7 protein-coding genes, 1 tRNA gene and 1 riboswitch are annotated in these 13177 nt (G+C 50.8%); of the genes, 3 read left to right on the top strand and 5 right to left on the bottom strand.

Annotated features, from left to right (window positions below; translation table 11 throughout):
• Window positions 1–136: 136 nt before the first annotated feature.
• The 3 genes from EJE49_RS01560 (at window position 137) to EJE49_RS01550 (ending at window position 5575) form a co-directional block, all read left to right on the top strand.
• The gene (locus EJE49_RS01560; protein WP_124948648.1) at window positions 137–2803 is read left to right on the top strand and encodes a CHASE domain-containing protein; all 2667 of its coding nucleotides are present in this window, start codon (window positions 137–139) and stop codon (window positions 2801–2803) included.
• Between the two features lie 133 nt (window positions 2804–2936).
• Window positions 2937–3010 (top strand) — tRNA-Gly (locus tag EJE49_RS01555).
• An 83-nt stretch (window positions 3011–3093) separates the two neighbouring features.
• A riboswitch (cyclic di-GMP riboswitch) is annotated at window positions 3094–3178 on the top strand.
• Window positions 3179–3259: 81 nt separating this feature from the next.
• Window positions 3260–5575, top strand: a complete 2316-nt coding sequence (locus tag EJE49_RS01550) for a DUF1631 domain-containing protein (protein WP_124948647.1) — start codon at window positions 3260–3262, stop codon at window positions 5573–5575.
• Window positions 5576–5589: 14 nt separating this feature from the next.
• Here the strand turns inward: EJE49_RS01550 and EJE49_RS01545 are convergent, their stop codons facing one another.
• From EJE49_RS01545 to soxZ, 5 genes are all read right to left on the bottom strand, one after another.
• On the bottom strand, window positions 5590–7260 hold the full coding sequence (locus EJE49_RS01545) for a cyclic-di-GMP receptor FimW-related protein (RefSeq protein WP_124948646.1): 1671 nt from the start codon (window positions 7258–7260) through the stop codon (window positions 5590–5592).
• Between the two features lie 71 nt (window positions 7261–7331).
• Window positions 7332–9941, bottom strand: a complete 2610-nt coding sequence (gene alaS / locus EJE49_RS01540) for an alanine--tRNA ligase (RefSeq protein ID WP_124948645.1) — start codon at window positions 9939–9941, stop codon at window positions 7332–7334.
• Window positions 9942–10060: 119 nt separating this feature from the next.
• Entirely contained in the window at window positions 10061–11776 is a 1716-nt protein-coding gene (gene soxB, locus EJE49_RS01535; protein ID WP_223246688.1) for a thiosulfohydrolase SoxB, read from the bottom strand.
• A gap of 172 nt (window positions 11777–11948) precedes the next feature.
• A complete protein-coding gene (gene soxA / locus EJE49_RS01530) occupies window positions 11949–12779 on the bottom strand; it encodes a sulfur oxidation c-type cytochrome SoxA (RefSeq protein WP_124948644.1) in 831 nt (276 codons plus the stop codon).
• A gap of 68 nt (window positions 12780–12847) precedes the next feature.
• Window positions 12848–13162: a thiosulfate oxidation carrier complex protein SoxZ gene (gene soxZ / locus EJE49_RS01525; protein ID WP_124948643.1), complete on the bottom strand. Its 315-nt coding sequence runs from the start codon at window positions 13160–13162 to the stop codon at window positions 12848–12850.
• Window positions 13163–13177: the final 15 nt, after the last annotated feature.

Here is a 13177-nt window from a genome sequence, read left to right as displayed (position 1 = left end):
GTCTGAAGGTTGACGGGTAAATCGGCTCCACATAGAATGAACTTGCAGTAAGCGAGTAGACCATACTGGGTATCTGCCACATGACTGATGCCGTGATAACGCATACATTGCTGGTGATAAAACAGTGGACTCAATAATGACACCAGAAAACGGTCACTTAGACTCATTCGCCCCACTGGCTCGGCGGCTAGCTGCGATAGCCTTGCTGGCGTTCCTGTATTTTGCAGCGGGTCGCTTAGGTTTGTTGCTGGCTATTCCCCCCGGATACGCGACTGCGATCTTTCCTCCTGCAGGTTTCGCACTGGCAGCTTTGCTGCTCTATGGTAATCGCGTCTGGTTGGGGGTGTTGCTCGGCTCCTTTGCGCTTAATCTCTCTATGGCCCCCCAGTTTGATAGTGTATTCAGCACGACCGGATTGGTGGCACTGTGTATTGGCATCGGTGCGACTTTGCAAGGTCTGCTTGGCGCTGCGCTGATACGCCGCTTCGTGGGCTTTCCATGTGATCTTGCCAACGAGCGCGACATTTTCAGATTGTTTATGCTGGGCGGGCCTGTCAGTTGTCTGCTGAATTCGGTGGTTGGCACGACCACCCTGTTTGTCGCCGGGGCGATAACCGCAGATGCTTTTCTGTTTAACTGGTGGACATGGTGGGTTGGTGACGTGATAGGCGTATTCATCGCGACGCCGCTGGCGTTTATTGCGCTGGCACGCCCCAGATTGCTGTGGCAACAGCGCGTGGCTTCGGTGGCGTTACCGCTGTTGCTGACACTGACGGTAGTGATTATTCTGTTTGTGCATGCCAGTAAATGGGAAACGCAACAGCAGCATGCCGATTTCAGTAATTACACACGTAAGGCAGTTGATACCTTGCAAGCTGATTTACGGGTTTATTCAGCAATTACGGAATCCATAGAACATTATTTCGTTGCCTCTGGTGATGTCAGTCGCGCCCAATTCAAAACATTTGTCTCCGAGGTGATAAACGAAGATTCTGGCATTAAGGCTCTGGAGTGGTTGCCGGTCATCAAGGCGACGGACCGTGTTCGTTACGAGCAAGGCGTGCGCGCTGAAGGTTATGCGGATTTTCGGATTACCGAACGTAATCCGGGTGGGATGTTGATTGCCGCTCAACCAGCCGATGAATACATTCCAGTAGGTTTTGTCGAGCCTTACAACGGTAATGAAAATGCACTAGGCTTTAACCTGGCTTCCAGTCCTGCCATACTTAAAGCTTTGCTCGAGGCTCGGGATGCCGGACAAGCTGTTGCTACTGGACGCGTTAAACTGGTGCAGGAGACTGGCGACCGATTTGGTTTCCTGCTGCTTATACCTGTGTATGATCGTATCGATGAATTGGGCAGTGCAGAACAACGCAACCACCGTATTCGAGGTTATGTCGCCGCGGTGTTGCGCGTAGGAGATATTCTGGGTGCTGTTGCCCGGGATCTGCACAGTCAGGATATCGCGTTGCGGGTGATAGATGAAGCTGCGCCTGTTACCGAGCAGGTGCTGTACCAGTCAAACAGCTGGAGCAGTGGCTTGGCTGGCAGTGATCTGGCGGAAAAGAGAATAATCACGATCGGTGGGCGCAATTGGCGTATTGAATTCCTGCCTTTGCCGCACTACTTAGTTACACATCGCGCATGGCAGGCGTGGGCAACACTGGCGGGTGGCCTGTTGTTCACGGGTATGCTGGGGGCTTTATTGCTGCTGATTACCGGCCATACCAGTAAAGCCAGGCAAGTGGTCGATGAGCGTACCAATGATTTACGCATCATTCTCGATAACGTTGTGGACGGTATTTTTACCATAGATGCCTACGGCATAGTGCAATCTTTCAATCGCGCTGCTGAGACGATCTTCGGCTATCAGGCCAGTGAAGTTATCGGCCAGAATGTCGTGATGCTGATGCCGGAACCTTATCACAACGAGCATGATGCCTATCTGCAAAACTCCGGTAAGAGCGGCATCGCCGGTATCATCGGTATAGGTCGCGAAGTTGTCGGCCGCCGCAAGGATGGCAGCACCTTCCCTATGGATCTGGCTGTCTCCAGCAGCATTCATAATTCCCAACCCCTCTTCATCGGTCTGGTGCGCGACATCACTGAGCGCAAACGTGTTGAGCAGATGAAAAGAGAATTTGTCTCCACGGTCAGTCATGAACTGCGTACGCCGCTCACCTCCATTAATGGCGCACTCGGTCTACTTGCCGGCGGTGCATTGGGCGAAATGCCAGACCAGGCCAAACAGATGATTGCAATGGCCCACAAAAACAGCCTGCGCCTGTCCTCATTGATCAACGATCTGTTGGACATGGATAAACTGGTAGCTGGAAAAATGACACTGGATCTACAGGATCAGCCATTAATGCCCCTGCTGGAGCAAGCCCTGGAATCAATACGTGCCTATGGCGAACAATATAATGTCGAATTTCAGCTCATTGTCCGAGAAGATGTAACTGTACGAGTCGATAGTGGCCGGATAATCCAGGTGTTGAATAATTTCCTGTCCAATGCAGCCAAATTCTCTCCGCAAGGAGGTCGAGTGGAAATCGCGGTACGTCGTATCGATAACATCGTGCGGGTAGAAGTCATTGATCATGGTGCTGGCGTTCCGGCTGAATTCAGAGAGCGTGTTTTCCAGAAATTTTCGCAGGCAGATTCATCCGATACCCGGCAAAAAGGTGGTACTGGGCTTGGGTTGGCGATCAGCAAAGAATTGATCGAGCGCATGGGCGGTGTGATCGGCTTCGAATCTGTAGCGGGACAGGGGACATGTTTCTATTTTGAACTGCCGTTGTAACCAGTCCATTTCATGCGGCAGTTATTGATGGCTATTCGTTCAGGTTAGTAAGTAATGTTCACGCATGCATTTGTCTGCTCGGGCTACTTAGCTGTTGAGTAATCGTGTGAACCATCGTAAAATTGACCATCCTGCGGGTGTAGTTCAATGGTAGAACGAAAGCTTCCCAAGCTCTAGACGTGGGTTCGATCCCCATCACCCGCTCCAGATGAAAAAAAACATACAAAATCAGTATTTTGGACTAGAATAAAATTTCGCGTTGACTGTTCCTCTGTGGAATGGATCTATGCATTTGAAAAAGGCAAACCCATCGAAAGGTGGCGACGCAAAATTTCCGGTCTAAAGTGGTGACACAATGATAGCGGGATTGCCAAATGGGGCCCATTCCCATGTTAATAATGCCGAATAAGTAACTCGGCAAATGTCGCCTGTATGTAAATAGGTGAGGAGATCAACATGATAGAAAATAGCCAACGTAATGTTGTCAGCCTATCGCAGTTTGATAAAACCCGGAATATCTTGAGCCCCGCGGAAGTTCTCATTTTGCTCAATGAGTGTCGCGACCGCATGATCAATGAAATTGATCGTGTCTGGAACGATAAGCGTGACCAGATTGAAGATGATTTATTGAATCTCGCCGATCGTTCTCCCATACTGGAAAACAGAAACCTCTATTATCTTGCACAAGGCTTGTTACGTAACCGTAATGAGTCACTGACTGCCGCGTTGCGTAAACAGTTTGTTAGCAGTTTTGATGCGCTGGTGCGTGGCGGTGTTGCTGCGGAGCCCAGCGGGCTAAGTAGCGCATTCGATATGAGCTTGTCGCTGGTCGACGAGCAGGCATTTGAAGAAACGCTGGTGGTCAGTAAATCTGCTGCGCGCATGCAGGTTAATTCCGTAGAGGAGCTGGCGGCACTTGAGCAGCGTGTTGCCGCATTGTTGCATCAGTCTCAAGTCAGAACTGACATCAATCCATTTGCACCTAAAATTCTGTGCGAGTCATTTTTAGCAGCATGTAGCGCCTTGGAAGTCGAGCCCAAAGTGCGGCTGATATTGCTGCAGCATTTTGATGCGCATATTGCCCCGGTATTGCCGGGGATCTATCAGGGTATAAATCAATATCTGGTAGAGAAGGGGGTTTTGCCTTCAATCAAAGTCGGCATGACCGGGACGCGTGAACGCCAGCGCAGCACAACTAAAATCAACTCTGCATCGGTTGCGCCCCAGGCTAATACCGGTGCGGCAGATGCGCTATCTGCTGAATCAGCGGATATGGACGTGTTCGCCTTGCTGCAACAGTTATTAAGTCGGCAAATGCCGCAATCTGGGGCTGGGTCTGGGTATTGGGCGCCGATACCGGTGTCAGGCCAGGGCGCTGTGCAGTCCGGCACATTACAGGCAGGTCAGCAGTCGATCAGTGCTGCGCAGATAGCTGCGCTTACCCTGTTACAACGCGGGCAGTTCGCTGCTAATGTGGCGACAACTTCGTTTGATCCTGCATTAATTCAGGCCGGTACCACGAATGTGTTGCGTGATATTCGTGATGCAGGTCTGGTGCAAGTCGATAATCACGTGGATAGCTTTACCATCGACATAGTCGCTATGCTGTTTGATTATGTATTGGACGATGAAAACATCCCGGCTGCGTTGAAAGCGCTTATCGGCCGCTTGCAAATTCCAGTATTAAAAGTGGCTATGCTCGATCGGCAATTCTTTTCCAAGAAGTCGCATCCCGCTCGCCGTTTACTGGATGAGATTGCCAGTGTGTCGGTGGGATGGACGGATGTCGGTGCATACAATACAGCGTTGTATGCCAAGATCGATGAAATCGTACAGTCAGTGCTGAATGATTATGCTGATGATGCTGAGATTTTTGAAACACTATTAAATAATTTGCAGTTTTTTATCGACAGCCACGAAGGCGATGTGCAAACGGCAGTGGATGAATCTGCACAGATAATCGAGACATCTGAGCGCGCACAGGTCGCTCAAGTTGTCGTGCAGGATGAAGTAAATCGTGCAGTTGATGCGCAGGTGGTGCCCGATTCGATTGCCGAGTTTGTGCGCACGATATGGCAGCAAGTGCTGCAGCATGTCTATACTCACGAAGGTGGGCAAAGTCCGGCTTGGCAAGCCAGTCTGAAAACCATGCAGGATTTATTGTGGAGCGTGACACCCAAGCTTAATACTGAGGACAGGCTGGCTTTGGTCGCCATGCTGCCGGAATTGTTGAAGCAGTTGCGCGATGGTATGAACCTGATACAGGTAGAGTCTTCACGGCATGATGCGATATTTGCCGGATTGGTTGCTTGCCATGCTGTCGCGGTTAAGGCCGGGCTGCAGGCCAGGAATATCGCACCGGAAGCAGATGAGGGCATGCGTGTTGCGATGGCGGAGCAGTCTAACGTGGAAATGCCTCCGCTGCCTGTGATTGAGTCAGTCGATGCGGTTTCCGAGCATTTTGATTTTCCGGCTGATCCGGTCGACGCGGTTGAAGAAGATGAATACACCGAGCAGGCGCGTGACTTGAAGAAAGGCATGTGGCTGGAATTTGTGAACAAGGATGGCAGTAAGCGTACTGCGCGCCTGTCCTGGGTTAGTTCCTTGCGCGGGATATATCTGTTTACAAATAATCAGGGGCTGGATGCGATTACCATCACTTTGCCAAGACTGGCTGCGCGTCTGCGTGACGGTGAGGCGCGCATGATAAAAACCAGTTCGCTAACTGAGCGTGCTGTTGAACGTTTGATTGGTAAATTACAAGGACGTTAGCAATCAGTGCTTGCTTAGCGCGTTTCGTGTGTGATGGCAGCTTGCACGTGCAGCCATGCATCTCCTTTTTCCAGCACGCGGCCTAGTTTTACGATGCTGTGCTGCTGTCCTATCGTGACTTTGAACAGCTTGTTCCCTGCGTAGGCTGCACTGTCAATTACCAGGGTGCAGCGCCCATTTTCGATAGCGCTGGTTATCAGTACCGCAATAGGTAATTCGGCGTTAATAGTATGTTCGGTTTCAGCCAGGGTGACATTAGGGTGGAGTTCATGGAGCATGAGCAGCATAGGATGCTTGCCCAGGATTTCCATGCCGACATGGGTGCCTGTGCTGGGAGCTCGAAACAGGCGCCGGACTGCGGCTACTTGCCAATGCTTATCAGTTTCGGATCTTACGCCTACTAATCGGCTAAGACGTAACCAGTCATTATTGTCTGAGGGCGGGTGTGCGTAATATCCTTCAGCGCTTTCATCGTCCATGCCCCAGCTTTCATAGGTGATTTCAGTATGGCTGGGTTTCGCCGTGGACTGATGCTGCCGTGTGCGCGTCGCCTCGGTAACAAAGCCATAAAGCTGGATATCAACCATTTCAGCGTATTTGATATCGGCATCATATTCTATGATTTGTTCGCTGTCTTTTTCACAATTTTTGACAGCGCTGCATATCGCGTTAAAGCCGTGCACAACCAAAAGTATCTTTTTGCTGGCGATGCGCGGACTCTTGCGCAATTTGCCAAGATTGGCCGGATCCCACTGCCGTTCAACATAATCGAGCATCTTCAGGTACTCGGGCAAGCGTATATCGGGGCCGAGTGGAGATGGGGTGCGGTTGGCAAGCAACTCTTCGCGTGTCCGGTTTAATTGGCCCAATAAGGTTGATGCATCCCAGCATAAATACGTGTCTGAATAATTCTGTTCAGTTACGGCGGTTGCGCCGCTTGGTTTTGTCAGGTCAACGCAAAAATGGTGCTGGCCTACTTTAGGCGATTTTTCGAGCTGGATGAGACGAGCCCATTTGAGCAGCCAGCTATCTGCCATTTCAATCTGTTTTGCGGGTAATGCGCTGGGGTGCAGTTGCGTCAGCAGCAGAGCGCGCACATACAGATCGGTGCAGCGTGATTCTGTGTCGCCATAGATCGGCATGACGCGATTTGCAAATCCCTGAGTTTCAGCTATTTGATAGAGTTTGTGCAACATGCGCCAGAGTTTTTCATCGGTCTGGTCGTAATGAAAAAAGCGCCATTTGAATATATTCCCCAGATCATATAAAGCACGCAAAGTAATTTGCGGCAGTAAGGCTGCTAATTGACCTTGAGTGTGCTCGGCGATATTGACAGTGATAAAACTGTAGTAAGCCAGGCTGATTTCGTTATAGAACGAAGAAATGGCTTGCCATAGCTTGGTTTCCATCGTTGTGGACATGCGGGTATTGCGCAAATATTGATCACGCAGAATCGCAAGCAATGGACGTGCATGCTCGTCCAGAGTCATGATGACTTCCAGTCTGGTGGTGTCGTACTGGGGGTTTTTGCTACGTAAGCGCATTAGCGCGCTCAGGATTTGTTCATGTGCTGCAAACGTGTCGCTGCGGGGCAGTTCATCCAGCCAGTGCATCACGGATTTGCGATTGGCGAGCGGGTCGGATGGTGCTTTATCTTTGTCCAGAAAAGACAATATATTTAACATGATGCACGTTTGCTCCTTAATGAACGCGCGTGGAAAGTGTGATTAACCTCAACGCGCGTTTTATCTTGTTGTTATTTCATGTGTTGTTGTACCCATTGTGCCACAGAAGTGAGTGCGGATGGTAGTTGTGTAGGACTAACTCCGCCTGCCTGTGCCATGTCGGCACGCCCGCCACCTTTGCCCCCTACTTGCAGGGCGACAAAGTTAACTAATTCGCCGGCTTTGATACGTTGGGTTTGATCTGCCGACACACCTGCGATCAGGCTGACCTTTTCACCTTGTATGCTGGCCAGTACGATGGCGCATGGGGCTAATTTATCTTTAAGTCGATCCAGCGTCTCGCGCAATATCTTGCTGTCAGCACCTTCGAGTTGTGCTGCCAAAACATTCAGGCCATTGATTTGTATGACTTGATTAATCAGATCGTCACCCTGGGAACTGGCGAGCCTGGATTTAAGGCGATCCAGCTCCTTTTCCAGGGTTTTGACGTTATCCATGATTTGCGTAATTTTCTGCTGCAATTCATGCGTCGGCGTTTTCAATAATGATGCTGCATCGACTATCTGGCGCTGTTGTGCTTGAATGTAGGCGAGTGCGGCTGCACCGGTTACGGCTTCAATGCGGCGTACACCTGCAGCTACGCCAGATTCGGCTACGATTTTAAACAAGCCGATATCACCGGTGCGACTGACGTGAGTGCCGCCACATAGTTCAGTGGAAAATTCCCCCATGCCGATAACGCGCACTTCATCACCATATTTTTCGCCAAACAGCGCCATGGCACCGTGCTTGATCGCGTCGTCATAGTGCATGAGTTGCGTGTCAACACTGACGTTACGTCTGATTTCCTGATTGACCAGGTTTTCGATCTGCTGCAATTGCTCAGGGGTCACAGCTTCGCCGTGGGCAAAGTCGAAGCGGGTCTTGTTGGCGTCAACCAGCGAGCCCTTCTGGGATACATGATTACCCAGTACCTGGCGCAATGCGGCATGCAGCAGATGGGTGGCAGAGTGGTTGTAAGCTGCACGGGTACGGTTATCTGCATCCACAGTGGCGCATACCTGATCACCAACGCTCAATTTTCCATTTTGCAGTATTCCGCTATGACCAAAGACATCGGCCTGGATTTTCTGGGTGTCTTCTGTTTTAAAACAGGCCGTGCTGGTAGTCAGCTCGCCACAGTCGCCGGCCTGACCGCCCGATTCTGCATAGAAAGGTGTCTGGTCGAGCACAATGACTGCAGTATCGCCTGCATTGATGCTAGTGACCGGGCTGCCATTCTGGTAAATAGCCAGGATGCGTGCGTCGCTGGTCAAATGCTCATAGCCTTCGAAGCGTGTGGTTTGTCCTTCATAAGACAGCCCGCTGTGCATGGTGAACTTACTGGCTGCGCGGGCGCGAGTTCGCTGCGCTTCCATTGCCGTTTCAAATCCCGCCATATCCACGCTAAAGCCACGCTCGCGACCAACGTCAGCAGTCAGGTCCAGCGGGAAGCCATAAGTGTCATAGAGTTTGAATGCGGTATCACCGTCCAGCACGGTGCTGCCGGCGGGTGCGGCTTGTTCAAGCACGGCCATGCCGTGCTCCAGCGTTTCGGCAAAGCGCTCTTCTTCCTGCTTGAGTACCTGGGCAACACGTTCTTGTGCAGCCACCAGTTCCGGGTAGGCGGCACCCATGACCAGTGCGAGATCGGTAACGATCTGGTAGAAGAAAGCCTGCTTCTGACCCAGCTTGTAACCGTGACGAATGGCGCGGCGGATAACCCGGCGCAATACGTAGCCGCGGCCTTCATTGCTAGGGATTACGCCATCGGTAATCAGGAATGCACAGGCGCGAATGTGGTCGGCAATCACCTTGAGCGAGTTGTTGCTCAGGTCGCTGGTATTGGTTACGCGTGCTGCAGCGTTGATCAGGGCCTGGAATAAATCAATCTCATAGTTGCTGTGCACATGCTGCATCACTGCAGAAATTCGCTCCAGCCCCATGCCGGTGTCGACAGAAGGTTTGGGTAGCGGATTTAAAGTGCCGGTTTCGTCGCGGTTGAACTGCATGAATACCAGATTCCAGATCTCGATATAGCGATCGCCATCTTCATCAGGTGAGCCCGGCGGGCCACCGGCAACATCGGGGCCGTGATCATAGAATATCTCGGTACAAGGACCGCAAGGACCGGTATCGCCCATTTGCCAGAAGTTGTCCGAACCGCCGCTGGCCTTATCGCCAATGCGAATCACGCGTTCGTCCGGGACGCCCATTTCGGTAGTCCATATAGTGTGGGCTTCATCGTCAGTATGGTAAACAGTCACCCATAATTTCTCTTGCGGGATGGCCAGTTCAACGGTGAGAAATTCCCACGCGAATTGAATGGCGTTACGTTTGAAATAATCGCCAAAACTGAAGTTGCCGAGCATTTCGAAAAAGGTGTGATGACGAGCGGTATAGCCGACGTTTTCCAGATCATTATGCTTACCACCGGCACGTACACAGCGCTGTGAGCTGGCTGCGCGCACGTAAGGGCGCGATTCGCGGCCCAGGAATACATCCTTGAATTGCACCATCCCGGCATTGGTGAATAACAGGGTAGGGTCGTTACCGGGTACCAGCGGGCTGGAAGCTACTGTAGTGTGACCGTGGCGGCCGAAAAAATCGAGGAAACGTTGACGAATTTCGCTACTTTTCATGATGGGAGGCTATATAAACGGAATAAGTCACATTTTAGCTCGTATACATAATAAATTCACCTGATAAACAAAAAGGCCACTTGTGGTGACCTTTTTGCTTATCAGGTTTGCTGCAATGTTTAAATTACATAACCAGGATTTTTACCGATGCCGACGACTTTTGGCATGTTCAGTTGACGCGGTTTGACCACTTTGATATCGCGCAGATACGTGGCGACAACATCCCAGATCGGGGTGCCGGTTACGCCTTCACCGACCGGAGCCCAGCCAGCTACTTTATATTTGCGACTGGCATCGACCGGTTTGCCTTTGAGGGTCATGTTGCTAATGCGGTTACCGATTTTGTTATTCGGATTCACGGTGTACTGGATACCACCGACGCGCACCATGTCACCACCTTGCTGGTAATATGGATCGCTGTTGAACAGGTTGTCGCATACGTCTTCCATGATGGTTTTGATGGTTGCCCCGGTCATTTCACTCAGTGTGGTCGATGGGTAGGTAATCGCTGTCTGATCCATGAGTTTGTCCATGGTGATGACATCGCCAGGCAGCAGTGTAGTACCCCAGCGGAAGCCAGGCGAGAATGCTGCATCAGCACCTTTGACAGCCATCAGTGCATCCAGGATGAGCTGGTCGAAAGTGCCGTTGAAGTTGCCGCGACGATACAGCAGGTCTTCGGTGACTGCGAGTTTTTCATTCAGTTTGGCAGCGAACGGAGCGCGTACGTTGTTGATAAACGCTTCCATTTTCGCGTCCGGTGCGATCAGGTTGGAGAAGATCGGCAGTAAGCGGTATTTCCATCCGACCACTTTTTTACCTTGCACGTCGAAATCCATTACGCCGAGGAATTTGCCGTTAGAGCCGGCATTGGTGACCAGTGTCGTGCCTTTTGCATTCTTGACTTGGTAAGGCTGTGGTACGCCGTCGTGGGTGTGGCCGCCAAAGATAGCATCAATGCCGGTGACGCGGGAAGCCATCTTGATGTCAACGTCCATACCGTTGTGGGAAAGAACTACGACAACTTGTGCGCCTTTGGCACGCGCTTCATCGACGACTTTCTGCATGTTTTCATCTTGAATACCGAACGTCCAGTCAGGCACCATGTAACGCGGGTTGGCAATCGGGGTGTATGGGAATGACTGGCCGATAATGGCAACATGCACACCATTGATCACTTTCATCGTGTACGGTTTGAATACCTGATCGCCGAAGTCGTTGGTAGTAACGTTTTGGGCGACGAAATCGATGCTGTTCTTGAAATCGTGATCAACAATATGTTTGACGCGCTCAGCGCCATAGGTGAATTCCCAGTGCCCGGTCATGACGTTGACGCCCAATAATTTACAGGCGTCGACCATGTCCTGGGCGTTAGTCCATAGCGCAGTTGCCGAGCCCTGCCAGGTATCGCCGCCATCCAGCAGCAAGGAACCAGGGCGCGAGGCACGCACTTTATCAACCAGGGTCTTGAGGTGGGCGAAACCGCCGACCTTGCCGTAGGTGCGGGCAGCCGCCTGGAAATCCAGATACGTGAAAGCATGCGCTTCGCGGGTGCCTGGACGAATGCCGTAATATTTTAACAAGTACTCGCCCACCAAATGCGGAGGCTGTCCGAGCGCGCTACCGATGCCGATATTTACATTAGGCTCGCGGAAATAAATAGGCAATAACTGTGCATGGCAGTCGGTCATGTGCATGAGCGAGACGTTGCCAAATTGTGGCAAGTCGTAGAAGTCGGCAGGTGCATTACCGGCAAGCGCTTGCTTGCTGTCGATTGCCATGCCGGAAGCGGCGGCAACGGCAAGCATTTGTAAAAATTCGCGGCGGTTCATCATGCTGTGAAACTCCTTAATTCTGAATGGATGAATGTGCTGTTAGTATTGTTTTGATTCTAGCGTTTAATGCATTCAAGTAAATGGTATTAAACACCCAAATCAGGCAGGTACATATATAAAAAAACGGCGAGAGTAATTTCCTCGCCGTTTTTTTATATATAACTTACTGCGCTTACTTGCGGAATACAGACGCTTTCATCGGCAAGCCGTTGCTGATGTAAGAATGGAAATATTCCAGATCGTTGTATTCTTCGCTACCGACAGCAAATGGCACCGCGCGTACCTGTTTATTACAACCTACATAACGATTCTGAAGGGTAACCAGCGTTTCAGCTCCGCGGAATACTGGCCAGTGCGTGGCTTGGCCGATTGCAGGTGACAGTACTTCCGAGCGCAAACGGTTGCCCGCATTTTCAACGTGGCAGCTGGCACAGGAAAAGCCTAACTGACCGCGCCGTGAATAAAAATGTTTTTTGCCTGTGTCGTACGCAGCTTGTGCTGCGGCTCCGTTGACTTTGACATTCATCAGCATGCCATCGGACAGGGTGCGTGCATAGGAGGTTAACGTGCCCATGGTTGCAGCATCGGCCAATTTGTATGCTTCTTCACCATTCGCAGTACGGCAATCATTAATCGCCATTTCAAACGTAACTACCTTGCCGGCTTTGTCGTCAAAGTAAGGATAGTTACCCGCAACGTTCTTACCGCCATTAGCAAAACAGCTGGAATAGGTTTTACCATTCTTGAATGGGGTGTTCCACATCTTCTGGCCTTGGTCTACTGCGGTGCCGAAAGGTGGAAAGTCCATGATGCTTTCATATTGCGCCATTGCGTCGGCATCAAAAGCAAGCGCACCATAAACATATTGATCCAGTTTGATGTCTGGATATTTATTGGTGTAATACTTTACCAGGCTCTGGCGATCTTGTTCAGGGGTGGCATTGGCTGTGACTGTCCCGAATAATAGACCGGCACTAACCAGCGCTAGCAGCGATTTCTTCATGCTGTCCTCCGTAAATTATATGGAATTTACACCGGGAAGATAATCTTCCCGGTGTTTTTCTCTCACAATCAGCCGACAGTAGCGTCAGCGGTATTGGTTTCGCCCTTGTTATCTTTCCAGGTTACAGTGACTTTATCGCCTGCTTTAGCACCCTTAACTTTAAAACCCAGGTATGGGTTCTTGGAAATCGCGCCACTCCACTCAGCTTCCAGTACAGTTTTGCCGTTTAGTGTAGCCGTTACTTCGGTGATGTGGTGAGCTGGAATTAACTGACCCGTTTTAGCGTCTTTGCGCTGACCGGTTTCCATAGGGTGATTCATCAGTACTTTAATATCAGCGGTATCACCGGCCATTGTGGCGCGGATTTTCATTGGTTCTGCCATGGTTATTCCTTTATC

The sequence above is a fragment of the Sulfuriferula thiophila genome (assembly GCF_003864975.1).
Classification (GTDB): domain Bacteria; phylum Pseudomonadota; class Gammaproteobacteria; order Burkholderiales; family Sulfuriferulaceae; genus Sulfuriferula; species Sulfuriferula thiophila.
Note: the sequence above shows the minus strand (reverse complement) of the source record. Positions and strands in the feature narration are given on the sequence as shown.